General features: G+C 40.6%; 25 protein-coding genes. 17 read left to right on the top strand and 8 right to left on the bottom strand.

Annotated features, from left to right (window positions below; translation table 11 throughout):
* Nucleotides 1–8 precede the first annotated feature (8 nt).
* Nucleotides 9–2,378: a GGDEF domain-containing protein gene (locus KAN5_RS08270; RefSeq protein ID WP_016707791.1), complete on the bottom strand. Its 2,370-nt coding sequence runs from the start codon at nt 2,376–2,378 to the stop codon at nt 9–11.
* A 238-nt stretch (nt 2,379–2,616) separates the two neighbouring features.
* Between KAN5_RS08270 and pyrC the strand changes: the two genes are divergently transcribed.
* The 9 genes from pyrC (at nt 2,617) to KAN5_RS08225 (ending at nt 11,437) form a co-directional block, all read left to right on the top strand.
* Nucleotides 2,617–3,669 (top strand): dihydroorotase, encoded by a 1,053-nt coding sequence (gene pyrC / locus KAN5_RS08265; RefSeq protein ID WP_244390896.1) that lies wholly within the window; start codon nt 2,617–2,619, stop codon nt 3,667–3,669.
* Between the two features lie 312 nt (nt 3,670–3,981).
* The gene (locus KAN5_RS08260; RefSeq protein WP_016707789.1) at nt 3,982–4,191 is read left to right on the top strand and encodes a cold-shock protein; all 210 of its coding nucleotides are present in this window, start codon (nt 3,982–3,984) and stop codon (nt 4,189–4,191) included.
* 1,157 nt (nt 4,192–5,348) lie between these two features.
* Nucleotides 5,349–6,119 carry a DUF3450 domain-containing protein gene (locus tag KAN5_RS08255; RefSeq protein WP_016707788.1) on the top strand — a complete coding sequence of 257 codons (771 nt, stop codon included), beginning with the start codon at nt 5,349–5,351 and terminating at the stop codon, nt 6,117–6,119.
* A gap of 6 nt (nt 6,120–6,125) precedes the next feature.
* Nucleotides 6,126–7,490, top strand: coding sequence for a MotA/TolQ/ExbB proton channel family protein (locus KAN5_RS08250; protein WP_016707787.1), 1,365 nt, complete (start codon nt 6,126–6,128; stop codon nt 7,488–7,490).
* Complete coding sequence (locus KAN5_RS08245; protein ID WP_016707786.1) at nt 7,490–8,014, top strand: MotA/TolQ/ExbB proton channel family protein; 525 nt, start codon at nt 7,490–7,492, stop codon at nt 8,012–8,014. The genes KAN5_RS08250 and KAN5_RS08245 overlap by 1 nt, the downstream gene beginning before the upstream one ends.
* Nucleotides 8,015–8,028: 14 nt before the next feature.
* A complete protein-coding gene (locus KAN5_RS08240; RefSeq protein ID WP_016707785.1) occupies nt 8,029–8,433 on the top strand; it encodes a biopolymer transporter ExbD in 405 nt (134 codons plus the stop codon).
* Entirely contained in the window at nt 8,433–9,050 is a 618-nt protein-coding gene (locus tag KAN5_RS08235) for an energy transducer TonB (RefSeq protein ID WP_016707784.1), read from the top strand. Before KAN5_RS08240 ends, KAN5_RS08235 begins: the two co-directional genes overlap by 1 nt.
* An 11-nt stretch (nt 9,051–9,061) precedes the next feature.
* Entirely contained in the window at nt 9,062–10,321 is a 1,260-nt protein-coding gene (locus KAN5_RS08230; RefSeq protein WP_016707783.1) for a hypothetical protein, read from the top strand.
* A 105-nt stretch (nt 10,322–10,426) separates the two neighbouring features.
* Nucleotides 10,427–11,437, top strand: coding sequence for a hypothetical protein (locus KAN5_RS08225; protein ID WP_138555189.1), 1,011 nt, complete (start codon nt 10,427–10,429; stop codon nt 11,435–11,437).
* Between the two features lie 5 nt (nt 11,438–11,442).
* On the opposite strand, the gene KAN5_RS08220 is transcribed toward KAN5_RS08225, so the two are convergent.
* Both KAN5_RS08220 and KAN5_RS08215 read right to left on the bottom strand, forming a co-directional pair.
* Nucleotides 11,443–11,787, bottom strand: a complete 345-nt coding sequence (locus tag KAN5_RS08220) for a TraR/DksA C4-type zinc finger protein (protein WP_016707781.1) — start codon at nt 11,785–11,787, stop codon at nt 11,443–11,445.
* 71 nt (nt 11,788–11,858) lie between these two features.
* Nucleotides 11,859–12,815 carry a tRNA-dihydrouridine synthase gene (locus KAN5_RS08215; RefSeq protein WP_244390895.1) on the bottom strand — a complete coding sequence of 319 codons (957 nt, stop codon included), beginning with the start codon at nt 12,813–12,815 and terminating at the stop codon, nt 11,859–11,861.
* Nucleotides 12,816–13,134: 319 nt separating this feature from the next.
* Between KAN5_RS08215 and KAN5_RS08210 the strand changes: the two genes are divergently transcribed.
* The 7 genes from KAN5_RS08210 (at nt 13,135) to KAN5_RS08185 (ending at nt 18,825) form a co-directional block, all read left to right on the top strand.
* Entirely contained in the window at nt 13,135–13,557 is a 423-nt protein-coding gene (locus KAN5_RS08210; protein WP_138555191.1) for a hypothetical protein, read from the top strand.
* 70 nt (nt 13,558–13,627) lie between these two features.
* The gene (locus KAN5_RS08205; RefSeq protein ID WP_138555192.1) at nt 13,628–14,482 is read left to right on the top strand and encodes a DUF692 domain-containing protein; all 855 of its coding nucleotides are present in this window, start codon (nt 13,628–13,630) and stop codon (nt 14,480–14,482) included.
* A gap of 1 nt (nt 14,483) precedes the next feature.
* Nucleotides 14,484–15,233: a putative DNA-binding domain-containing protein gene (locus KAN5_RS08200; RefSeq protein WP_016707777.1), complete on the top strand. Its 750-nt coding sequence runs from the start codon at nt 14,484–14,486 to the stop codon at nt 15,231–15,233.
* Nucleotides 15,234–15,306: 73 nt separating this feature from the next.
* Nucleotides 15,307–15,429 carry a hypothetical protein gene (locus tag KAN5_RS17535; protein ID WP_016707776.1) on the top strand — a complete coding sequence of 41 codons (123 nt, stop codon included), beginning with the start codon at nt 15,307–15,309 and terminating at the stop codon, nt 15,427–15,429.
* Nucleotides 15,430–15,557: 128 nt separating this feature from the next.
* Nucleotides 15,558–16,103, top strand: coding sequence for an adenine phosphoribosyltransferase (gene apt, locus KAN5_RS08195; RefSeq protein ID WP_016707775.1), 546 nt, complete (start codon nt 15,558–15,560; stop codon nt 16,101–16,103).
* Between the two features lie 3 nt (nt 16,104–16,106).
* Entirely contained in the window at nt 16,107–18,443 is a 2,337-nt protein-coding gene (gene dnaX, locus KAN5_RS08190) for a DNA polymerase III subunit gamma/tau (protein WP_244390894.1), read from the top strand.
* Between the two features lie 55 nt (nt 18,444–18,498).
* Complete coding sequence (locus KAN5_RS08185; RefSeq protein ID WP_016707773.1) at nt 18,499–18,825, top strand: YbaB/EbfC family nucleoid-associated protein; 327 nt, start codon at nt 18,499–18,501, stop codon at nt 18,823–18,825.
* Nucleotides 18,826–18,910: 85 nt separating this feature from the next.
* Here the strand turns inward: KAN5_RS08185 and KAN5_RS08180 are convergent, their stop codons facing one another.
* Genes KAN5_RS08180 through KAN5_RS08165 form a run of 4 tightly spaced genes read right to left on the bottom strand, consistent with a single transcriptional unit; the run spans nt 18,911 to nt 24,645 of the window.
* Nucleotides 18,911–20,377: a DUF3526 domain-containing protein gene (locus KAN5_RS08180; protein WP_244390893.1), complete on the bottom strand. Its 1,467-nt coding sequence runs from the start codon at nt 20,375–20,377 to the stop codon at nt 18,911–18,913.
* Nucleotides 20,374–21,774, bottom strand: coding sequence for a DUF3526 domain-containing protein (locus tag KAN5_RS08175; RefSeq protein WP_244390892.1), 1,401 nt, complete (start codon nt 21,772–21,774; stop codon nt 20,374–20,376). Before KAN5_RS08175 ends, KAN5_RS08180 begins: the two co-directional genes overlap by 4 nt.
* Nucleotides 21,768–22,529, bottom strand: coding sequence for an ABC transporter ATP-binding protein (locus KAN5_RS08170; RefSeq protein ID WP_244390891.1), 762 nt, complete (start codon nt 22,527–22,529; stop codon nt 21,768–21,770). Before KAN5_RS08170 ends, KAN5_RS08175 begins: the two co-directional genes overlap by 7 nt.
* A gap of 10 nt (nt 22,530–22,539) precedes the next feature.
* A complete protein-coding gene (locus KAN5_RS08165) occupies nt 22,540–24,645 on the bottom strand; it encodes a TonB-dependent siderophore receptor (RefSeq protein ID WP_244390890.1) in 2,106 nt (701 codons plus the stop codon).
* A gap of 282 nt (nt 24,646–24,927) precedes the next feature.
* On the opposite strand from KAN5_RS08165, the gene recR reads away from it, so the two are divergent.
* Complete coding sequence (gene recR / locus KAN5_RS08160; protein WP_016707770.1) at nt 24,928–25,536, top strand: recombination mediator RecR; 609 nt, start codon at nt 24,928–24,930, stop codon at nt 25,534–25,536.
* A gap of 168 nt (nt 25,537–25,704) precedes the next feature.
* Here recR and KAN5_RS08155 read toward each other — a convergent pair whose 3' ends face one another.
* Nucleotides 25,705–26,322 carry a LysE family translocator gene (locus tag KAN5_RS08155; protein ID WP_016707769.1) on the bottom strand — a complete coding sequence of 206 codons (618 nt, stop codon included), beginning with the start codon at nt 26,320–26,322 and terminating at the stop codon, nt 25,705–25,707.
* Between the last annotated feature and the right edge of the window lie 75 nt (nt 26,323–26,397).

Here is a 26,397-nt window from a genome sequence, read left to right as displayed (position 1 = left end):
TGCAAACGTTACAGTGGCTTATCAATTAGTAAGATTGCTTGTGCTGCGGGCATTGGTTTGGCCTTTAAGAAACCTTGACCAAAATCACACTGAGTTTTTTGTAAGATGCTTAGCTGCTCTTGGGTTTCAATTCCCTCGGCAACAACATCTAATTTTAGTGACGCTGCAAGTGATAAAATAGCGTCAACGAGTGGGGTGGCTGTATCGGTTAGGTGATCGATAAAACTTTTATCGATTTTTAATACATGAATGGGGAGTTGGTGCAAATACCCGAGTGACGAATAGCCAGTGCCAAAATCATCTAAGCATAATTTCACTTTTAATGGTGCTAAACCTTCAATTATCTTGGTAGCTAACTCTAAATTTTCAATTAACCCTGACTCTGTGATCTCCAAGCATAAAGATCCTAACTCGAGTGCGTATTTATTATAAATAGCGTGGATCTGCGAGATAAAGTCAACGCTTGCAAAGTGCCTGGATGAGACATTTACCGTGATCCGCAAAAACCGTTTACCTTGTTGTTGCCAAGCTGCAATTTGCTTTGCTGCCAGCTCTAGTAAATGAAGGTCTAGATTTATGATTTGCCCAGTACTTTCAGCTATGGGAATAAAATCATTGGGGGCTACAAAGCCTTTACTAGGGTGATGCCAACGTACTAAAGCTTCAAAACCTATCACTTTACAGTGTTGAATGCTAAAAATAGGTTGAAAATAAAGTTCAAATTCATTGTGCTCAATACCATGCTGCAAGTCATTTTCTATGTCTGCATGGCTTTTTAGCTTTTTACGCATGGTATTATTAAAAAACTTTACCTGTCCACGACCTGTTGATTTAGCTTCGTACATTGCGGCATCGGCGTGCTGAAGTAGTTGGTAGGCTTTATCGTTTTCGCTTTCGCAAAATGCAACGCCAATGCTGGTAGAGGCTTGCAATAAGTGACCATCAATATTAAGTGGGGCAGCCAGTGCTTTTTTGATCCGCTTTAGGGCATCATTCACTTGGTTTTTATGAGTGATGTTTTCCATAAAAATGGCAAATTCATCACCGCCGAGCCGCGCAAATGTGTCGGTATTACGAATAGTCCCTTGAATTGATTTACAAATAGCAATCAAAAAATGATCCCCCACTTCATGACCTAACGAGTCATTGATGCTTTTAAATCTGTCAAAATCTAAATACAACAGAGCATGATAGGTCCCTTTAGGTGTGCGGGTAAGTCGTAAGATCCCATGTTTAATACGGTCAATAAGTAAAGAACGGTTTGCAAGACCCGTTAACTCGTCATGTAAAGCACGGTGCTCAAGTGCCTGGCGAGACAATTGTCGATCAATAGCCATACTGATCTGACGACTTACATAAGTGAGTAAAGCTCGGTCATGCTCATTATAGTGGTGGGTTTTATCATAACTTTGGACCACAATAACACCACTCATATAATCACTTACCTTAAAGGGCACACCAAGCCAAGACTCGGATTGTCTGCCGACCATTTTAAAATGACCCGCTGCGATATATTGCTGATATTCTTGTTTATTCAATAGTAGTGATTGTTCGGAGTTTAATAGGTAGTAGGATGCTGTATGTTTTAGCTGTTCTTTAGAAATCTTTTTATGGGCATTTGAGCGCACACCTTCTTCTACAATATAAACAATATCCAGGATATCGAGATTTTTATTATATAAGCCTACCAAAAAGTTATCGGCGCGCAGTAAGTTGGTCATAATAGTGTGCAAGGATGCTAAAAAAGCATCTAAATCATTGGCTTGGTAGGTTAAATTAGCGATTTGTAGTAATGTGCCTTCGAGCTTTTGCGCGCTATTTAGTTGGCTAACTGTTTGCTGTAAATTTTCTACAGTGTTGACCTGATTTATTTTTGCGCTGAGCAAATGCGCTACGGTAGTTAAAATTTCTAGGTGGGCGTCGGTAAAGTAGTTACGCGCAGGATGTTCGCAGTCAATAACCCCTAAAACCTGTTGTTTATATACCAAAGGAACACACAGCTCAGACATAGCAGGGCGCATGTCTGCAATATATCGGCTGTCGGTACTGACATCACCAATGATAACAGCGCGACCTGTTGAAGCCACATGACCTGTGATGCCTTGATTAAAAGCAATGGTCTTTTGTTCAATAGTGTAGTCACTGTTAGCGTGTGATACACCCATAGATGCGACTTCATGCAAGGCGGTACCACTTTTATCGGCGAGATAAATAACGCAATCGACAAAGCCTAAACGTTTGACGACTTCTGTAGTGACATAGTCGAACAGTTCATCGAGTTTATCTAGTTGCAGTAAGCTTGATGAAAACTGATTAATAATACTCAGTTGCTCTGTTTTAACCTCAAGCGCTGAAGATAAGTCTATTTTACTTTGCATGTGGCACGCGTGAATATACCGTTTACTTGTCATCAATATAGTCCCACATTAACGGATTGTTAACTTACAAACAAAGAAAAATTAAAAATTTTAGGTGCTTAGCTGTAAACACAAGCGCAGGCCAAGTTATTGATGGAGTGATGTATAGTTAATGAGCATCATTAAAAACCAGAATAAAATCTTTACTCGGCTAGGGCATATGCCTATGATCGACTAAATTCAGCCGTGGAACAAAGTAATGTCAAATCAAGAAATTCAAAATACAGCTACATTAACCCTAACTCGTCCGGATGATTGGCACGTACATTTACGTGATGGTGATCAGTTAAAAGACACAGTACGTGATATTAGTCGCTACATGGGACGAGCAATTATAATGCCTAATTTAGTGCCTCCGGCAGTGTGTACGGATACGGCTCTTGCGTACCGTGAACGCATCATGGCAGCTGGACCACAAGGTAATTTTGAGCCTTTGATGGTACTTTATTTAACCGACAATACTTCTCCTGAAGAGATCAAAAAAGCGCACGCTACCGGAAAAATTGTTGCCGCAAAGGTCTACCCTGCAGGTGCGACAACTAACTCAGATTCTGGGGTTACTTCAATGAAGAATATTTACCCAGTACTAAACGCTATGCAAGAAGTTGGGATGTTACTGTTGATCCATGGGGAAGTGACCGATTCGTCGATTGATATATTTGACCGCGAAAAAGTATTTTTAGAAACGATCTTGGTTGATGTAGTAAAAGACTTTCCTAGCTTAAAGATTGTACTTGAGCATATCACCACTAAAGATGCCGTTGATTTTGTAAATAATGCACCCGCTAATGTGGCCGCAACTATCACAGCCCACCATTTACTGTATAACCGTAACCATATGTTAGCGGGAGGCATTCGCCCACATTATTATTGCTTACCTATTTTAAAGCGTAATACGCATCAACAAGCGCTAATAGAAGCGGCCACCAGTGGCAGTACCAAGTTTTTCTTGGGCACGGATTCGGCGCCACACTATAAAGATAAAAAAGAAGCTGCGTGCGGTTGTGCAGGTGCATACACGGCACATGCTGCCCTTGAGTTATACGCTGAAGCATTTGAAGATGCAGGTGCGCTAGATAAACTTGAAGGGTTTGCAAGTCACTTTGGTCCTGATTTTTATGGTATTGCGAGAAACACAGATACTGTAACTTTAGTTAAGCAACCATGGACTGTACCTGCAAGCTACCCGCTGGGTAATGATCATGTTGTTCCAATTAAAGCTGAGTCAGTAATTGATTGGCAAGTAAAATAAGCCGCTTATCATTAACACGGTATCAGGTATTTTAGCCTTATAATTAATCGTTTAGTCCTGTTTTATCTATAGAAATAGGGCAATTAAAATATTTTTTAATTAATAGAGCTAAAACAATTATATTGTGTTAACCTTAACTTGCTTTGAGTATTTGCGTATTGAATTTTTGGTTTATGTGCGGCGTGTAAGGTTTCCGGTTAATGGTTATTACTTCTTCCTGTACTTTATCCCAGCTATTTATTGGGCACTCACTCAGGGAGGATATAGCCAATCTGGCTGAATTTTAATTATTGACTTACAGGAAAATTTGGTATGTCAAACACGGTTACTGGTAAAGTTAAGTTCTTCAACGAAGCTAAAGGCTTTGGTTTTATTGAACAAGAAAATGGTCCTGACGTATTCGTACATTTCAGCGCTATTACAGGCTCAGGTTTTCGCACTCTAAGCGAAGGCCAACAAGTGTCTTTCGGCATCAAGCAAGGTCAAAAAGGCCCTGAAGCTGAGAATGTAGAAGTAGCATAATTTCAATTATGTGAACCTAGGTTCAACTTGGTGAAACAGGACTCTGTTTCACCATAATTCCCCCTTTATTAATACTATTTCCTCTCTTCACTTTTATAGATACCAATGCAAAATTGCTCTGTATCTCGTTAGATAAAAATCTTTTACTCGTAAAACTCCCTGACTACTATTACTTATTACCTTTGCTTTCTTCTACATTAAAATACTTATTCTACGTAACCGCTATTTCATTTAAATCCTCGTAATTAAGCACTGTATTGAGTATGAAGCAAGCAGCAATCTGGTTGTTATGGACCTTTTGTATTTATATAGTCAGAAAATGTATCAGGTGGGAAAAGTTCATCCTCATAAACGAGTTATACCAATCGTGTTAAGTTACTGACCATTTATAGCGACAGATAAATGGCGTGATAACAAGGCATAAATTTTGACATGTAGTTGTTCTCGGCAATTGCTCCTGCATTGCTCTACCTCCTGCATCCATGCAGTCGTACATGAAAAATTTATAACGCAATTAGCGCTTTATTTAGCCCGCTAGAATGGTTAAATATTTAAGTCGATTGGTATTAACCCTGTTTGCTTATTGGGGATAGTTAAGGTTATTCATTGAGAGGCTTTTAAATAAAACTAAATCGTGGCGGCATAGAAATATCACCCGTTACGATTATTATCAGCATAAAAAAGCATACACGCAGTTTTGGATGTAAAAATGTCAGTACACTTTTTTAGTTGATGTTCTGATTTGAAGTTTTTTTAAACACAGGTGTGAATGAACTTCTGCATAAAAAGGCTTTTTTACTGAATGATTACGCTTATTTAAAAATATTATTAACTTTTTTTAGCGCCTAAAAATTACAGACAGAATGTTACATTAATGTTTTGCAATTAACTAAAGTAGATAAAACACTCCTTAGTTAGCGGCTTTTACACTATATGGGAAATTACTGCTGTTACAATAATGTTAATCCTTTGTTTTTCGTGTTTTAGTTTGCAGTGATTGAATTAATTTATTTCCAGCTAATTCCAAACATCAAGTTGACAGCGTGCATTGCATTTAGCATTATTGGAGGGTTGATATCTATTAAAAGATATCAGGGTTGTCTCCTTCGGGAGGTAATTAAATTATAAAAGTAACATTACTTAATTGGTTGGGAACTATGTCTGTTAAAATCAGAAAGAGTCTTGTAGCAACTGCGTTGGTTGGCGCGTTTGCATTTGCAAGCAGCAATGTGATTGCAGATCCTTTGAATGACGTGCAAAAAGCAGGTCTACAAATTCAAACGGCTGCGGTTAAGTCTCAAACTAAAATTGACAACGTATATGGTCAAACTCAAGAGCTATTAGCTGAGTACCGTAGCGTAGTTGATGAATCTGAGCTTTTGAAAGTATACAACGATCACGTTGCACGTTTGGTCGCTGACCAAAATGCACAAATTGAATCGTTTGACCGTCAAATCGCGACGATCGACAACACAAAACAAAACGTTGTGCCTTTGATGTATCGCATGATCGATACGCTTGAGCAATTCATCAAAGCGGACGTTCCGTTTAACAGTGACAATCGTTTGGCGCGTGTTGAAAGATTACGTGAAACAATGGTTTCTTCTTCTGTAACGACTTCAGAGAAGTTCCGTCAAGTATTAGAAGCATACACAATTGAAGCAGCATACAGCTCTTTAGTTGCTGCATCACAAGGTACTTTAGAGATTGATGGTAAGAGCATCAACGTTGATTTCGGCCAACTAGGTCGTATCACTTACGTTGCTCAATCGTTTGACTTAAAGCACGCATGGGTATGGGATAACAACACTAAGCAGTGGAAAGAATTAGGTGATGAATACCTAAAACCTGTTAAAGAAGTTATTCGTATGGCGCGTAAGCAAGCGACATTAGAACTTGTTAAACTACCAATCTTTGGCGCGGAGTAATCAATAATGAAGAAACTATTTAAAGGTTTTGCTGTTGCAGCAGTACTATCTGTTTCTGCAGGTACCGCGCTTAATGCACATGCAAATACAGATGCTTTAGATAAAATCCTTGAGCAAGTAAAGCAAGAGCGTATCTCTGAAGGCAAAATCAATAAGCAACGTGAGCAAGAGTTTTTAGCAGATCGTGCTGATAAGCAAGCGTTACTTAACAAAGCGAAAAGCCAATTAGCTGCTGAAAAAGCACGTGGTGATAGCTTAACAAAGCAATATGCACAAAACGAAAACACCTTAGCTGAAAAAGAAGCAGCTCTTCAAAGTGCACAAGGTACTTTAGGTGAGATGTTTGGTGTTGTACGTCGTGCAGCACAAGATGCAATCGGTTCAATCGAAGCATCACTTGTTTCTGCTGAAAAGCCAGGCCGTGCTGAAATCTTACGTTCATTAGCTGCTGCTAAAGAACTTCCAACAGTACGTGAATTAGAAGAGCTTTGGATTTCACTACAAACTGAAATGACTGAGTCTGCTAAAGTTTCTACATTTGAAACTGAAGTTGCTGGTCTTGACGGTAACCCATCAGTGAAAAAAGTAACACGTATCGGTAACTTTAACTTAGTTACAGACGACGGCTACTTAATCTATTCACCAGAAACTAAATCAATTCAGCCGCTAGGTAAGCAACCTGATAGCTATATCCTTGCTGGTATCGATGAGTTAGCAAATACTTCTGCTGATAACTATGCAGGTGTATACGTGGATCCAACACGTGGTGCTATCTTACGTATCAATACACAAAAAGCGACGCTTGAAGAATACTTCCACCAAGGTGGCGTAGTTGGTTACATCATCACTGCGTTATTAGGTTTAGGTATCTTAATCACTGCAGTTCGTTTTGTTGACCTTACACTTACTACAAGTAAGATTAAGAGCCAACTTAAAAATGTTGCTACACCGAATACAAACAACCCACTGGGTCGTATTCTTAAAGTGTACCATGATAACAAGAACCAAGACGTTGAAAACCTTGAGCTTAAATTAGATGAAGCGATTCTTCGTGAAACGCCACGCATTGAAGCTGGTATCAATATCATTAAAATTCTTGCTGCAATCGCGCCGTTACTTGGTCTATTAGGTACGGTAATCGGTATGATCTTAACGTTCCAAACAATCACATTGTTCGGTACAGGTGATCCGAAAATCATGGCAGGTAACATCTCTCTAGCACTTGTAACTACTGCGCTAGGTCTAATTGCTGCATTACCACTTATTCTTCTTCACGCTGTTGTTGCGGGTCGTAGTAAGTCGGTATTACACATCCTTGATGAGCAAAGCGCGGGTATCGTTGCGACTCACGCGGAGAAGGAGAAAGCCTAATGCTAGTCCTGATGGAGATCTGGGAATCTATCAGGGATTTTGTTGGCACAGGCGGCCAGGTTTTATACGTGGTCGCGATAGCACTCTTTCTTATGTGGGTTTTAATGATTGAGCGCTATTGGTTCTTACTTGCTGAGTTTCCTCGCATGTCGAAGGAAATTGTAGCTAAGTGGGATGCCCGCCAAGACACTACGTCTTGGTACGCACACAGAATCCGTGAAGCATGGATTTCTGAAGCGTCTGAAAAATTAGATCAGCGTATGTTGTTGATTAAAACATTAGTAGCTGTTTGTCCTTTAATAGGCTTACTTGGTACAGTAACGGGTATGATCGCGGTTTTCGAAACCATGGCCAGCCAAGGTACAGGTAATGCACGTTTAATGGCATCAGGTATTTCAATGGCAACAATCCCAACAATGGCTGGAATGGTTGCGGCACTATCTGGAGTATTCTTTAGCTCACGCCTTGAGGCAAGAGCGAGAATGGTGAAAGCCAAACTTGTAGATAGCATGCCTCATCACTAGAGAGAGAATTAAATATGGCACGTAAACAACGTTTTCGTGAAGAAGAAGAAGCAGCGGTAGATATGACACCAATGCTTGACATCGTATTTATCATGCTTATTTTCTTTATCGTAACTACATCGTTCGTTAAAGAGGCTGGTATCGAGGTCAATAAACCAAAAGCGGCCCAAGCTACGAAGCAAAAAAATGCTAACATTTTTATTGCGATTCGTAACAACGGCGAGATCTGGATTGATAAGCAACAAGTTGATGTTGAACGTGTTTCAGCAAAAATTGAAAGCTTACTAGCAGAACAACCTACTGAAGTTGTAATTTTGCAAGCTGATAAAGAAGCAAAACACGGCACAGTGGTTAAAGTTATGGACCAGATCAAAGCGACGGGTGATAACCTGAGAATTTCAATAGCTGGAGATCAGTAATGATTCGTTTTCTGTTTTCACTGATTGCAGGTGGGGCAGTTACTTTCGGCTTGTTCTACTTCATGGCCTTCCTCATCTCTGGTGGGGCTGACCGTAATACGGAACAAAAAGAGCAGATCATAGTCGAAATTATGACGAATCCGCCTGAATCTAAGGTGCAGGAACGGAAGCGTGTACCGCCTCCGCCGCCTCCACCGCCAAAGCAGCCGCCTAAACCGCAGCCGCCACAGCCGGAAAACAACAACCCTAATCCGGGTGCAATGTCATTTAATATGGGCAGCATCGATGTGGGAAGTTCGGCCGGTGGTCTAAGTGGTCCAGGGGCATTTGGACGAGATGGTGATGCGACACCTATCGTTCGTATTGAACCAAAATATCCAACACAAGCGGCACGTGATGGTAAAGAAGGTTGGGTACAACTTTCGTTCTCAATCGATGAGCTGGGTGGGGTAACTGATGTTGAAGTAATTGACGCAGACCCTAAACGCATCTTCGATAGAGAAGCTAAGCGTGCACTGAGCAAGTGGAAATACCGTCCTAAAATCATTGACGGTAAGCCGCAAAAGCAAGTTGGTTTACAAGTTCAGCTAGACTTTAAAATTAACCAAGGCAACTAAGGAGGCAAGTAATGAGAAATTTATCTAAAGTAACAGCACTTGCGGTACTTATGTCTCTCTCGGGTGCAGTATTTACTGCACCAGTTCTAGCAGCGCCGGATGCCGCAAAGATTGAAGCGCGCAAAAAAGCTAAGACTAGAGTTATGGGTGAGCGCGTTGGTAAAAAAGTTATTAAAGCGTTTGACTTGTATAACGAAGAAAAGCTTGATGAAGCAATCGCCATGTTGAAAGAAATCGAAGCGTCTGATGATTTCGACAAAGCAACCGTTAACCGCTACTTAGGTAGTATGTATGGTCAAAAAGAGCAGTATAAAACTGCGATTAAACACCTAGAGTTAGCTGTTGCCCCTGATATTTTAAATTTTGCTGATCAAGAGCAAAGTTTAAAAACATTAGGCGATATGTACGCGGGTACTGAGCAGTATGAAAAAGCTAAAAAAGCTTACGTAGCGTGGATGGATTTTACTGGTGAAGAAGATGCGACGGTTTATACTCGTATAGCCCAAGCTAACTACCAGTTAGGATTATTCAAAGACGTTTTTTCACCTGCTGATAAAGCAATTAAACTTCAAAAAGAGCCTAATAAAGGCCCTTATCAACTTAAATTAGGTTCTTACTTTGAACTTAAAGACTATAAAAATATGGTTAAAGTTGGTGAAGAAATTGTTCGTATCTGGCCTGGCGATAAAAAAGCATGGGTAAGTTTAGGTAAATACTACCTTCAGACGGAAGACTATAAAACAGGTCTTGCGACGATGGAAGTAGCTTACAAAAACGGTTACTTTGAAGCTGAAGTTGATTATAAAGTTTTGTCTAACTTCTATTCATTGAATGAAATTCCTTATAAAGCCGCTAAGGTTTTAGAGAAGTCAATTGATGATAAGATTGTTAAACGTACTAAACAAAATATCAGCGCAGTGGCAAGTAACTACCATCGCTCTAAAGATATTGAAAAAGCAGCTAAGTACTATGAAGAAGCCGCAAAATTTGATGACGACGCTGAGCTTTACCGCAAAGCAGGTTCATTATTATTGCAGTCGCAGAATTATAGTGCAGCCGTGGTTCGTTTGAACAAGGCGCTTGAATTAGGTTCTGATAAGCAAGGAACTATTTATTCAGATTTAGCAGAAGCTTATTACTATCAAGAAAAGTATAAGCAAGCTTATGCTGCAATTACTAAAGCAATGGATGACCCTCGCACTCGCAAGTTTGCTAAAGGTTGGTCTACATTTATTAAAGATAAAGCCGCTCGCAACGGTGTTAAAATTTAACTTTAATTTGCTATAGCAATTATTAAAAAGCCCCTCAGGGGCTTTTTTTATTGGATTACACTGATGATAAAACACCTAATATGGCTATGTCTCTTAGTGCTTTTTTTGAGTGCATGCGGTGATACAAACAACCAGTATCAAAATAAAGAGCAAGCTCAACAAGCATTGCAGAGATTAAATCAATTTCTAAGACCAACAGATGCAATTAGCAGTGTGTCTGAGTCACAGTTTCCATTCAGTGCTGCCTATTTAAAGGAGCGGCACAATATCTATAAAGCTATGAAAGGGCTTGAGTTAACACCAGCTGCGCAGAGCTCATTGGATTATCTTATTATTGCAGAGCGTTTTCCGCAGCGTTATTTTACTTGGCCTGCACATATTCCAGTGCTGGATAATATGCTGGATCACAATCAGCATAACGACATTACTGACGCTATTAATAACTGGATTGGCTTTACTCAACAACAACTAGTAGCAGCTAAAGAAAGTAAGCTAAGACTCAATTCAATTGAACTTACTGCGCTACAGTCACAGGTAACGAAAAGCCTTGCTCGTAGTGACTTACCTGAGACAATTAAGCGCACACTTATTCAGTTTAATGATTATTTAGCAAGCTATACGCCACGCGGGAGTGTTGGTTTATATGGCTTATCTAATGGCGGGCCTTGGTATCAAAGTAAATTAAATTACTTTTCTGGTATAACTAAAGCACCAATAAACTGGTTAGTTGCAATACAAGCTCAGCTAAAGGACATGAAGCAAGTCCCTTACATGATTACTTTTGCTGAGAATCATCAGCATTCAGTACTTGCACAACGTTTTACATTATCTAAGCAGAACACAGCTGGTTTTGATTGGGCACAGAATTACCATGAGCTCACACTTAATGCAGCACAAATCGCAACACGGCTAACGCCTGAAGAGCGCACATTTTGGTTAGCTATGATGGAAACCGACTTGGGGATCCATTACCATGCTTGGACTGTGCAACAAGCGAGAGTGAATTTACTGAAACATTTACAAATGACGCCACAACAAGTTGATTATTTACTTGCTGATATCATTTTTTACCCAGCACAAAGCTTCTCGTTTGCCTCATTACTTACACCGCAGTAACTACATTATGAATTTGACTCGCAGCGTATACAACGTTGTACAGTTGGATCGGCATTAAGCCGTTGCGAGTCAATTTTTTCCTCACAATCACAGCAGTAACCATATTGACCAATATCTATTTGGCATACCGCAGCTTCAAGCTTTTCTAAGCGAGTAATACTTTCTTTATATTCAGTGCCAAGCTGTTTTTGCATGAGCTCTAACCATTGCTCAGGGTTATTCTGTTGCAAGGTTTCAGCAAGTGATTGATGTAATAGGTTAGTTGAGTTTGATAGTGTGAAGAGCAAAGAAGCCCTAACTTGATCTAACTCTTGATTTAAATGTTGTAGGTGGTGTTGAGCATTGACCATTATCATTATCCTGATTGAGCAATGCTGCAGTATTCATTAATTAAAAAAAGTCTACTATGATGTGTGTCAAATTAAGGTGCAATAGCGTATTTTTTCAAAACATTAGCGACATCTTCTTTTATTTTTAAACGTCTGATCTCGTCAAACAAAGCATCAGCTTGTGAATATTGGCGCTTTAAATAACCTAACCACTGCTTTGTACGAGAAGCAAAATACTTTTCATCTTTGGCAGGATCATGGTGTATGGCAGAATTAATTAAATGATGCAGAATATGTTCCCAATGCAAGCCTGTATAGTGCTCACTATTGACATGTGCTTTTATTTTTCGCGCTAAATCAGGGTGAGAAAGCGCGCCGCGCCCTAGCATCAAGTCAGTGCAGCCACTACGCTGTTGGCAAAGTAATGCATCTTCTACTTGCCAAATTTCACCATTTGCGACCACCGCAATGTTTTTATCTTTAATCAGTGGTGGAATTTTTTCCCAATAAGCAGGGGGGTTGTAGCCATCGCGTTTAGTACGGGCATGGATAGCTATGCTTGTAGCACCAGCGCTAACAACAGCATCAACAATTTCTTGGCTATTACTATCATCATCAAAGCCTAAGCGAATTTTGGCACTGACTTGATGCTCACTAGGTACTGCATCACGGACTGCTTTGATGATTTCATACATGTGCTCTGGATCTTTGAGTAGCACAGCCCCGCCTTTGCTCTTGTTGACGGTTTTCGCTGGACAACCAAAATTAAGGTCAACCCCGTGGGAACCCAATTCGATTACTCTTACCGCATTTTCAGCTAAAGCATGTGTCACTTGACCAAGTAATTGGATACGTACAGGTGTACCAGCGCGAGTTAATCCATGATTGGTAAGCTCTGGGCAGTAGCGATTAAACACTTTGTCAGGTAGACAAGCATCTATTACACGAACAAATTCTGTTACGCATAGATCAAAACCACCAATATCGGTGAGTAGTTGACGCATTTTAAAGTCGACAACTCCTTCCATAGGCGCTAAAACTAATTTCATAATAGAGGCACTTAATACTACTGCAAAGGGAGCGTAGTCTACCTGTATACTGAAGCTACCTCAAGATGCCAATCATGCAGCTAAGCTATAAATGCTTAGTTATAATATATATTGATAAATCCCGATTTTACTCCCATAGTTAATCTCGTCAGTTGTGTGACTTTTGCCGTGAAAGCAAAAATAATGTAAAAACTTGCGAGCAAGTGAAATATTATTTTTTGTAGCGAGGTCTACTAATATACCCAAACCACCTCAAGATACAGAATTAGTATCTTGAGGTGGTTTGGGTATACATCCTTTGTTTAGAGAGAGTCATAAAATGAATACAATTAAAAAGAATTCAATTGCGTTAACATTAGGCGCAGTCGTAGTTGGCAGCACAAGCTTTATTTCTGCAGATGCTCAAGCTAACCCTTTTGAATTTCAACAAATGGTAACGGGTTACCAAGTTGATGCTACCGAAGGTAAATGTGGCGAAGGTAAATGCGGTGGTGATGCAAAAGAGCACAAAACTAAAAAAGAAGGCAAGTGCGGCGAAGGCAAATGTGGTGGCGATGCTAAAGACGCAAAAGCCAAAAAAGAAGGTAAGTGCGGCGAAGGTAAATGTGGCGGCGATGCTAAAGACGTAAAAGCGAAAAAAGAAGGCAAGTGTGGCGAAGGCAAATGCGGTGGCGATGCTAAAGACGCAAAGGCCAAAAAAGAAGGTAAGTGCGGCGAAGGTAAATGCGGTGGCCGTAGCTAATTAAGTTTTACGATTAGTCGCAATGCATAATAAGGGCCTGCATAGGCCCTTTTTATTGGTGGAGATTAAAATGGCAGAAATGAAACAAGATGAATTTGGCATGGTAGGTCTTGGTTTGCGCCGTGAGATGCTCGACGAGCTGCTCACCCAAATACCAAGTCAAATTGATTTTATGGAAGTGGCACCAGAGAATTGGTTAAAGTTGGGAGGACGATTTGCCAAACAGTTTAAGCAACTGACAGATACAAATAATTTCGTTTGCCATGGTTTATCATTGTCTATTGGCTCTGCTGAACCGCTAGATATTGAATTTGTAAAATCGTTAAAAGTGTTTTTCGACACCCATAATATTAAACTTTTTAGTGAACACCTTAGTTATTGCTCTGGTAGCGGTCATATGTATGACTTAATGCCTATTCCCTTTACAGAAGAGGCAATTAAGCATGTTGTACCGCGCATTAAGCAAGTACAAGATATTTTAGAGCAGCAAATCGCCATTGAAAATGTTTCTTATTATGCCGCGCCAGATCAGCAGATCAGCGAATTGGATTTTACTAATGAGGTTCTGCAGCAAGCGGACTGTAAATTGCTCCTTGATGTAAATAATATATATGTGAATTCAATCAATCATGGTTACGACAGTGAACACTTTTTAGCAAATTTGCCCTCACATCGAATTGCTTATGGGCATGTTGCAGGACACTATAATGAAGCGGATGATTTAATTATTGATACTCACGGTGCCGATGTGATTGATCCGGTATGGCACCTACTTGATCTTGCATACCAACATCACGGTGTGTTTCCTACTTTATTAGAGCGTGACTTTAATATTCCAAGCGTAGCTGAGCTTATAAAAGAATTAGATATAATTCATCAGTTACAAGCGAAGCATGCGATTACTGAAAATAAAGAAAGTGCTTAATATGAGTTTGATTGATACCCAAAATGCCTTTATGGCGCATATACGAAACCCGCAACGACAAGCAAAGCCTGATGGTATCGAAGATCGTCGCATGGCGATTTACCGTGATTTATTTTTTAATAATATCAACGGTTTTATTTCCTCAGGCTTCCCAGTTTTAAAAACACTCTACTGTGATGATGACTGGTTACAGCTAATTCGGCGTTTTTTTGCTGAGCACGATTGTCAATCACCTTACTTTTTGGATATTGCCGCTGAATTTGTTGCATATTTAAGCAGTGACTACACATTTCAAGCAAGTGATCCTGTATTTATGCTGGAGCTTGCCCATTATGAATGGATTGAGCTTGATGTATCTATAGTGCAAACAGACTTAATGGAGTGCCCCATTACTGGGGAGTTATGTGAGGCGGCGTTATACTTAAGTAGTAGCGCTAGAAATCTAAGTTATCAATTTCCTGTACAGCATATCAGTGCTGATTTTCAGCCACAGCAGCCTAGTGAGCAGCCTCATTACTTTGTGGTGTATCGTGATATAGACGATGAAGTGCAGTTTCTTGCGACCAATGCAATGACAGCTTTGCTGTTGTCTATTATAGATAGTACACCGGGTATTCAATTATCTGCTCTGGTAGCGCAAGTTGCGCAGCACGCCCAACAATTTACAATAGAACAATTACAGCAAGGTGCAATTGCGACGCTAAGTGCGATGGCAGACCGTGGCGTCATCGTGACAAAAAATCACGCTTAAAACCTTTATTGATTATTTTACATCGTCTATTATGAGCGCCTTAATTTGTCGCGCTTAATAAAAGGTAGTACCAATGTCTGAAGATAAAGATTTTAAAGACCCATTTAATGCAATGTATTTTCTTGCATTTTTAGCTGTGTTTGTTGGGATCGGCTGCTTAAATGCAATCCTAGGTTGGATCACCACAGTATCTTAATTTTGCACCAAGCAAATTCAGAGGCTGCCTTTGCAGCCTTATCTTTTTCTAAACTTCCTGCCGACAACTGATTTTTGTGATGTTATACTTATTTGCTTTGTAATATTACAGATAAAATAATTTAAATTATGACTCAAGTAACTCCATCTATCATCAAAGATAGTATTACTACTATTGCGGACTACCCGAAAGCGGGCATTATGTTCCGTGATGTAACAACGTTAATGGCTGATCCGGCTGCATTCCAAGCAACTATTAATGCATTCATTAGTGCCTATAAAGATCAAGGTTTTACCAAAATCATTGGTACTGAATCTCGTGGCTTTATTTTTGGTGCACCACTTTCATATGCGCTTGGTATCCCGTTTATTCCTGTGCGTAAACCGGGCAAGTTGCCACGGGCTGTGATCTCTCAAGATTACCAGCTAGAATATGGTGAAGATATTTTAGAATTACATACAGATGCGATTGTCCCTGGTGATAAAGTGCTCTTAGTGGATGACTTATTAGCGACTGGTGGTACGATCGAAGCGACTGCTAAGTTAGTGAACAAATTAGGTGGTCATGCGACAGATGCAGCATTTGTAGTATCGTTACCTGAACTGGGCGGCGAGCAACGTATTGAAAAAATGGGTATTAAAATTCTTAAATTGGTTGAATTCGAAGGCGAATAATTAATGAGTTATCAAGTCCTAGCGAGAAAATGGCGACCACAGACCTTTCATGAACTGGTTGGACAGTCACATGTGAAACAAGCATTAGTCAATGCTTTAACACAAAATAGACTGCATCACGCTTATTTATTCACTGGGACTCGCGGGGTGGGTAAAACCACCATCGCGCGAATTTTCGCAAAAAGTTTAAATTGTGACGAAGGGATTTCGGCACAACCTTGCGGGCAATGTAGTAGCTGTACAGATATTGAAGCAGGGCGTTACATTGACTTGCTTGAAATTGATGCGGCATCACGGACGAAGGTTGAAGACACCCGAGAAATTCTTGATAACGTACAATATGCCCCCACTCGTGGTCGCTACAAAGTGTACCTTATCGATGAAGTGCATATGCTCTCAAAGCATAGTTTTAACGCATTATTAAAAACGCTTGAAGAACCCCCAGAGCACGTTAAATTTTTACTCGCCACCACTGATCCACAAAAACTTCCGGTCACAATTTTATCACGTTGTTTGCAATTTAATCTCAATTCATTATCGCAGTCTGAAATACGCCAACAACTTGAGTATGTATTAGGCGAAGAAAAACTCCGTTTTGAAACACAAGCACTGCAAATTATCGCCAAAGCGGCTGATGGTAGTATGCGTGATGCATTGAGCTTAACCGATCAGGCAATTGCACAAACCAATGGTGATATCAAGCATCAAGCAGTACAAGCAATGTTAGGCTTGATGGACAACCATTATAGCCAACACTTGTTGGTCGCATTATTAGCCCAAGATGGCGCTGCATTAATGGCGCAAATTGAGCAAGTTGCCAGCAAGCATGCAAATTATACGGCTTTGTTAGACGATCTTATCGGTCTGACACATTTAGTGCAGTTAAGCCAATTAGTGCCTGATGCAGCCAAGTTAGATGATTACAACCGAGAATTTATTAGTGAAGTAGCGCTTAGCTGCGACTCACAGCAAATTCAGGTTTATTATCAATTGCTGCTTAACGGTAAAAAAGATTTACAATGGGCGCCTGAACCACGTTTAGGTTTTGAAATGATCATGCTGCGTTTACTGGCATTTCAACCAATTGATAACCAAGCACTTGTCAGCACAACCTCAACAGCCACATTGGCTGATGAGAAGCGTGATCGTGCGGGCTCTCTCAGGGATATTCTTAATAAAAATAAGCCTACACCATCAGAATCTATTGCTGATCAAACAACTGAGCACGCCACTTCATCTGCGGTTGTTGATGATGAAAAAACAATTAGGAATACTGATACCCCCCAAGTTATAGAGCAAGAACAAGAGCAGGAACAACAGCCATTTAGCGTAGCGAATAATCAGCTTATGCAAGCGACGTCAATGACGCCGCAATTGAACAATATACATGACACTGAGTACGCATCAGAGGCCGAACTTGAGCAACAGTTAGCATCACAATATGATGATGTGATGAGTAACGCGGTTGAGCAAGGTTTTCAGCCTGACAATGCTCATCATGGTGAACAAACAGATTCGGCTTTACACAGTAGCAATTCGTCAGTGGAACCAATGGCGACAGATATTAGTCAACAAGAAGCGCAAGCACAGTCTGCAATTGCTCGTATTTTACGTGATAGAAATATTTCAGGTGCAGGCACTTTATCTGGTGGAAAAGCATCAACTCAAGTGCAAACGAGTCCCCCTCCCGAAATTGAGAGTACTCCTGACGAAAAAAAGTCACAACCCCAGATAACGGGGGCACCTAGTCAAGCCGAGGCTGGCAGCTACACACCTAAGAGTATGCCAACAAAGGTTATCAAGCCTGACTTTAAAGAAAAGCATCAGACGATAGTAGAAAATTTAGCGCCCGAGTTATTGGAGCAAATTAATCCACAAAAAGTGGTGGCTGAGGCAGAGCCTGAAATAAATATTCAAGTGCCGGATGATTTTCAAAGTCCGATCAGCGATATTCGTTTTGCGCATCAGCAAGATGAGTGGGCTTATTTAATTAAGCGTATGGGGCTTGGTGGGCGGATGCGTCAGTTTGCATTGCATTCAATTTATTCTAAACAGCAACAACAACTGCATTTAGAAGTGGATGAATCACAAAAACACCTCGATACCCCGATGTTACGGCAAAAGTTAAGTGCAGCACTTGCAGCTATCTATGAGCACAATGTTGAGTTGACAATTAACTTTGCAGCAGGAGTAATTGACTCGCCGTATTTAATTCAGCAAAAAATAGATGCGGGACGTCATCAGCAAGCGATCGATGTGATCAACAATGATGAAAACATCGTGCAGTTGCAGCAGCTATTTTCTGCAATTATCGATGAAAACAGTATTCAGGCATTGTAATTCACTGCAATAGCCCTTATCTTCATGGCAATTAGAAATAGAAAGAGAGAAAGTTATGTTTAAAGGTGGAATGGGTAATATGATGAAGCAAGCGCAGCAAATGCAAGAGCGCATGCAAAAAGCCCAAGACGAAATTGCTAACTTAGAGGTGGTTGGAGAAGCCGGTGCTGGTTTAGTCAAAGTAACGATGCTTGGTAACCATAATGTTCGTCGCGTTGAGCTAGATGAAAGCTTAATGGAAGACGACAAAGACATGATTGAAGATTTACTTGCTGCGGCGTGTAATGACGCGGTACGCCGTGTAGCTGAAGAAACACAAGAGCGTATGAGTAAAGTAACAGGTGGTATGCAATTACCACCTGGTATGAAAATGCCGTTCTAAATTTATTACAACACAACCGTTGTTTAAAAGCCCAAGTTTTACTTGGGCTTTTGTGTTTTTAAGCTAAAAGTCCTTACTGATGGATTTACACTACTACCTGCTGAGCATCTGCTAAGCCGATTTGAGTCACTCTGCGTTTGGTAATTATAGCTAAACCAAAGCTTATCAAAAATAGTAAAGCTAAAGACCAAATGGCAAGAGGAATTGTGCTTGTTGGCATGTTGAATTGAGGAATGGTTGCTAAATCAGTCAATGTAGGTTTGGCATTGCAGCCGTTACAAGGAGAGAAATCACCTGCTTGACTTGCTTTTACAATTTCTGTTTTAAAAAAATGCTGCAGCTTTTGATGGTGTTGCTCTACCGCTGACATGTAGGCATGCTGACGCGTAAGCCCATTGCCGGCAAGTTCAACTAATGCGGAGTACACTATGGTGGCAGGTGATAAAAATTTATAATTTTGCGCGTATTGCTGTTGTGTTGTTGTAGCCTGTGCAAATTGCTCATCATAAGGTTGCATTGCTTTTTCAATCGCAATAATTGTGGCAATCTTTTTTGTGGCATAATCACTTGAGCCGTCATTATTGGCTGCCAGTTCAGGGTGATCGGAAAAAAACTTTGCTAAGGTTTTTTCCGACGCCTTATTGGCAGCATCAGTGTTACTGCGCAAAGAGTCGATATAGTGCAGCCTTGATGGGGTTGGGTTTGCCATTAGATTAATGGTATTGAAAGTGGTGGGGATAATGATCACTAAACTTAGCCAGCTAGTCATCAGTATGGCGGCGTTGTTTGCTGCGCTTTTTCCTCGGCTGATTATAAAACCGCATAAACAGCTCCAAAATAAGCAATAAACTACCACGGTAGTAGAGAAAGCCACCGCATCGGTAACGGTGTAACTTTCACTGTAAAAAAACAGTAGGCTATTAGCGGCAATTAAAAAGGGTAGTAACACTAATAATACGCGCAGTATTAATTGGCTGTATAACAATACCCATGGGTTTGCACCTTGCAGTAATAGCAATCTTAATTGACCAGATTGTTGCTCTTGTGACAAGGCGTTGTAACTAAGGCCGATAATTAATAATGGCAATAAGTAAATGATCACAAATGCGAGATCAAATTGACCTAGTAACAATTGCAACGGATTAACGTAATCATATTGCTGTACTATATTTTGTTTTTCGGTGATTAACATCCGAAAGTAATAGGGGAACACGTCGGCTTGACCGGTAGCTATGGGAGCCGTTGCAAGCGGTTGTTTGGTAGCATAATTAATCATTAAATAAAAAGCTTGGCCTCGTAAATCATACACATCATCCCACCAATTAATGGCATCGTTATTGTTGAGTCTGGCAGCTAAACCTTGCTTGGCTAAGTCGATTGCTGTTTGTTGCTGTTGCTTTGCGGTATCGATAACTGATAGTTGTGATTGACTAAACTGATAGCCATTATAAAAAGCTAATACAGCGAATATAAGGCTGATTGCAATAACAAAGGTGACGAGTTTTTCGCGCCATAAATTTTTTAAGTCGTTTGCGATTATTAATTGCTTCATTTTTGCATTCCTTTACTTAAACGACGAATACCATAAACACTAGACAGGCAGATCAATACAAGCCAAACCGATAAACAAAATAGTGCCACGTAATAATGATTTATCATGTGTTGTAAATGAGGAATTTGATAATTAAAAGTAGGAATGGCGCTCCACAATGTTTGATCTGCTACATATTGGCCTGATGATTTATGGCCATGATCGCGCTGATCAAAATTAAGCACTTGCTGCATCATTCTTCTATGTTGCTCAGCGGCACTGGTGAAGTGTTGATGATGCATATGGTCGGTGCCTGCAAAGCCCATTGATAAACTTTGCAGCGCAATGTAAGGGCTTAACAGTGCGGCCCATTGGTAACTTTGTGCCTGCTGACTAAGCTTTGCAGTGCGGGTATCAAAGAGTGTATCAAAAATTTTATCAGCATAGCGCTCGCCAAATTGTAGTTGTTCACCTGACCAATCAAAAGGGAGGTCGGCTGTGTTTGTTACCGCATGTTTTAGTAGTGTGTCTTGTTTAAATTGTGCAATTGCTTGCAGGCGTTCAGGGGTATACACCTGTGATTCTAATTTAGCCTGAAATGATTGGCCTGATTCAATGGGGTGTTTCGAGGTTGCGATACTAATAGCCACTTTTGGTAGTAATAAACTGCTGGTGGCCCACAGCGCAAGTAAAACGATTAGCGCGCGTCTTGCTGTTGGCATTATGCTTGAGATAGCAATGGTTAATACGCACCAAATGAATAAATAAGAGACATAACTCAGTGCAAACAAACTGACTCTTAACCAATGAGTATTTGGCAGGCTAAGGCCGCTATACAGTAAAAATAATGCAAAGGGTATTAGCATCACACAAGCCACTGACATTAATAGTGCAGCCTTTGCAAAAAAGAGTCTTGTTGGTGAACATCCCGCTGCGAGTAGTTGTTTAAGTGTGCCTTGTTCTCGTTCTCCTGCAATTAACGGGTAGCCAACTAAAATAATCAACAAAGGCAGCAACGCTTGTAATACGAATGATGGGTAAAGCGTACCAAAGCGTTGCATTGGAATCGTGTCTTGAATGGCGCGAAAAACAGTGTCATTACGTTTATGTGCTTCAAGACGTAAGACATTACCTTGATGATCTCGCAGGCCAGGATCAAGCATAGCTAAACTCAATTCAGGTTTGAGCACATACACACCATAGTGGGCCGCAGAATGCGGGCCTTTCTCGCCTTGTTCAAGCCAGCGCGTACGCTCTGATTTAGCTACTGCCGTTTTGGTTACGCTGTAGTTTTGATGACTTTGCCAACTGGCAATAGAGGCCAGTAAAAGTAGTAATGTTGCAATGGCACAGATCCACGCAGCTTGCCCTTGTCGGACTGCATCAAGCCACTCTTTTTTTGCAGTTAGCACTAGCATGATTGTGCCGCCTTTATGTGCTGTAAATACACTGACTCGAGTTGCACGGTTTGAATTTGTTCAAAACTGAGTGAATCAACAAGGCGCCCTTGATTTAGAATAGCCACATTGTGGGCATCTTCTTGGGCACGAAATAGATCATGAGTAGCCATCAAAATAGCCACATCTTGTTGGGCTAAGCGCTTAATCAGCTGGCTAAATTCATAACTTGCAGAAGGATCAAGACCCGATGTGGGTTCATCTAATATTAGCGCTTTTGCTTGTTTTGCTACAGCAATAGCAATGCCTACCTTTTGCCTCATGCCCTTTGAGTAACTGTTGATGGGTTTATTGATCGCGTGCCTAGGTAATGCCACGTATTCAAGTAACGATAAAAATTCGTCAGTCGATTTATGCACGTTGGCCATTTTGCTGAAATAGACTAGGTTTTCTAGCCCCGTTAAACGAGGATAGAGTGCAACTTGTTCAGGAATATAGGCCAAGTTTTTGCGCACCGAGACCACATCGTGCTGAGGGTCTACGCCTGCAATTTTCACATAACCTGCATTTGGTTTTAAAAAACCTAATAAGCAATTGATAGTCGTGGTTTTACCCGCACCGTTAGGGCCGAGTAACGCCAATATTTGTCCTTTACGAACGTTAAGGCTAATGCTATTAAGTGCTTGATAATCGCCAAAGTGCTTTTTAAGCTGACTAATTTCAATCACATTTTCCAATTCATTACATTGTTGATCATGAGTGCTAATGTCATTCATTATTCATTCCTTAAAAACTAAATGATGCAGACGCAATAAATGTTCTGCCACGGCCCGGTGCGACACCCCAGTCAATGCCTTTAGCGCCTCCAGAGAGCCAATAGTGTTTGTCGAAAACATTCTCAACTTTTACTCTAAAAGTTGCATTCAGAGGAGCGGCATAATATTTAACGCCTAAATCAGTGCGTGTGTAGGAAGGTAAGGTCAGCGTATTAAAAACATTTTGCTCACGCTCACCGACATAAAAAATACCGGCATTGACGCTCAGCGCCTCAATAAAAGGTAAGGTGTAATCTAAAAATGTATTTGCTTGGAACTTAGGAACATTAGCGGGGCGATTACCATTTAAATTTTGTTCGCCAGCAAGGTCATCAAGTGATGCGTTCATCAAAGTAAAAGAGGTTACACTCGACAATGAATCGCTCAGCTCACCGCTTAAATTGAACTCGATCCCTTGATGAGATTGCACACCATCTTGTACAAAGTAATTACTATTACGGTTGTGATATTCAAGCATTTTTTCAATTTGAAATAGCGCCGCAGAATAGTTCATGCTTTGAGTTTGGTATTTAACACCGACTTCGATTTGATCACTTTCTTGCGGACCTAAAGATTCACCTTCATTAATGGCACCACTGCCAATAACAGCGACTGCGCCTTCACCGGCTCCTTCAGAATAACTAATATAAAAAGCGAGTTGTTGTGATGGATTATAATTTAGGCCAATAATTGGTGTGTTAAAATGGCGATCTTCGAGGGTTTCTTGGCTGCTATTTGGCGCACGTTGTTTTTTAACATATTGAATATGGCGCAGCCCCACCGTGGCAAAGAATACCTCGTTAAAATGCATTGTATCGGTAATAAACAGCGAGCTTTCGTTGGTATCTGTGGTTGTTGCATCGGGATACTCGGGAAAATCAGGCTTTGTGGTATGAATTGGATTGAAAATATTGCCAACAGGGTTTTCTAATTCAAACCAGCGACCGTCTTTTGATTGATAGTCGCGAATGCTCAGACCCATTACTAATTCATGTTCAATTGAACCTGTTTGCACAATACCACTGATAAAACTATGAGCTGAGATAGCACTGTATTCTTCATCAGGTGTGACATGAATAGCTGCCGATAAAACATCACCTTGCATATTAACTTGGTAAATGTCAGGAAAAATAGTAAAGCGATTATTACTCGAAAAAGCCACTTGGTTAACCCACAGCCAATCGTCTGACAGCCAATAATCTAAGCGAGCAGCTAGGTTATAGGTTTCGGTTTTATATTTGGCCCAAGGTTGACCAAGTAAAACGTCACTGGTATCAACATAAGGGGGCAGTACTGATTTACTTTCATCGTTAGGGTCGACAGCGAGGCCAATAAGCGGTTGTGATACTGTTTCTTTATCTTGGTAGTCAGCATCTAAACGTAAAAACACTTTATCAGATAGCTGCCAGTCAAAAGCGGCACTTAAAAATGTTCGCTCTAAATCATCACCGCCGGTAAAGTCGCCATTTTTTTCAACTGCAGCATTAAAGCGATAACCGATATTTTCATTATTGGCTATAGCACCGCCAGTATCAACATGTAGGTATTTTCCATCGCGGCTACGCAGCTCTGCGGTTACATCAACAAATGATTCTAAAGTAGGGCGCTTAGTGACAAAGTTAATAGAGCCGCCAGGGTTATTAAAGCCTGAGAGTAAACCCGAAGGCCCTTTGATAATGTCAATACGTTGGATGTTTTCAAGGGGCACATCTTGATAAGGCGCTAAGGCTAAACCATCACGGCGCAAACCATTGGTCCAGTCGAGCTGAAAGCCTCGTAAACTAACAAAATCAAATACTGTTCCTATTGAAGTGTTTTGTACGGATGCATCATTAGCTAATACCTCGCCTAGGGTTTTTACGCGTTGGTTGCTAATTAGCTCTTCAGAGAAAGATTGAATTGAGATCGGGATATTCTGTGCATCTTTAGGGCCGAGGGCTGACGCGTTAATATCGCGAGTGCTGTACAAAGGAGTACGTGTACCGTTAACCTCTATTCTTTCTAATTCATTAGATATCAAGTTATTTGAATTAACCAAGCACGCGAAGGCACTGATTGTAATTAAAGACTGGTTCATGATGTTCCTGGCTAAAGATTATATTTTTATTGTGATTTGTAAAATGTTATAACGTATCAATTTTATCAGGGTTTAATCACTTTTGGGAACATGTTTTTGAAAATAGTTTTTATTAATAGTTGTGCAGTGATGTTTTTCGAGCTGCCTAAGCGGAATGTTTTCTGATATTATCGCGTATGTAGCATGATTAAGGATGAAGAATTTTGTATCCTTAATCGGCTTGGGTATATCCTATGAATAAGCCAATCACTTTCGTCATTATTAAGGTGCTAAAAGTATTTTATGCAATTATCAACTTCTCTTTCTGCACTCATTGAAGCGTTGCGCTGTCAGCCAGGCATTGGACCAAAGTCTGCACAACGCATTGCATTTCATTTACTTGAGCGTGACCGTAAAGGTGGCGCTCAGCTAGGTGCTGCACTGAGCAAAGCAATGACCGCGATTGGTCATTGTCAATCGTGCCGTACATTTGCAGAGCAACCACAGTGTGAAATTTGTTTGAGTCCAAAGCGCCAAGACAGTGGTATTTTATGTGTGGTTGAATCACCTACTGATGTGTTGGCAATCGAACAAACAGGGCAATACAAAGGTCTGTATTTTGTGCTGATGGGACACCTATCACCCATTGATGGCATTGGCCCTAATGAAATTGGCCTTGACGTGCTTGAGCAAAAATTGCAGCAAGGCGGCATCAATGAAGTGATTTTGGCAACTAACCCGACGGTTGAAGGCGAAACCACAGCGCATTATATCGCTCAGCTGTGCCATCGCTATAACGTTGCTGCATCACGTATTGCACATGGCATTCCAGTTGGCGGGGAACTTGATTTACTCGATGGTATGACCTTAATGCATGCTTTTAGTGGCCGACGTGTTGTCAGCCAAAGTTAGTTTTATCGCTCTAAAAACTCTTTGAAAGCTAAAGACAGGCATTTGCAGGCTTTTTATTAGACAATTTAAAATAAGTTATACCAATCGTGATAAGTTACAGACCATTTATAACGCAGTTAGCGCTTTATTTAGCTCGCTAGAATGGTTAAATATTTAAGCCGATTGGTATTAGCTAACTGCTAACCAAACACCTACGCCGATCATTAAAGAGCCAGCAATTCGATTCATCCATTTTATGTTGTCGCCTCGATTTAAAAATAACCTTAAACTTTTTCCGCCAGTGGCATAGAGCATCATGCAGGTAAATTCACTGAGCATAATAATAGCCACTAAAATACTCAGTTGTGGTGCAATGGCATAATCAATATTAATAAATGGCGGCAACAGGGAAATCATAAATGCCCAGCCTTTGGGATTGGCAATGGCGGTGATAAAACCTTGCGAAAAAAGTGATTGTCGGCTGACTTTTACAGGGTTTTGTTCGCTAAGTTGTATGGTTGCTTTTGCACGCCACATTGCAATACCAATATAGACTAAGTACGCTGCCCCAAGCCATTTTAATCCATTAAAAACAGTTGGGTAATTGAGCATCATACTAGCAACCCCTGCCACGGCGGCAATCGCTACAATGGCAACACCAAGTAACTCACCGATCATCATCCACATGGTTTTGCGTACACCAATACTCATTCCTAAGGTCATGGCTAAGGTCATACACATCCCAGGAGTAATAGAGACAAAAAAGAAGGTTGGTATAAATGCTGCCAATACAGCTAAGTCGAACATGTCGATATCCGTTGTTTATATGCTTAGAACGCGCAATAGTAATGGTTTTTGTAATGCTTATAAACCAGTAGTTAG

The sequence above is a fragment of the Pseudoalteromonas sp. KAN5 genome, from assembly GCF_022846535.1.
GTDB classification, from domain to species: Bacteria; Pseudomonadota; Gammaproteobacteria; order Enterobacterales; family Alteromonadaceae; genus Pseudoalteromonas; species Pseudoalteromonas haloplanktis.
The sequence above is the reverse complement of the archived record's forward strand: the minus strand, read 5'-3'. Positions and strand labels throughout refer to the sequence as shown.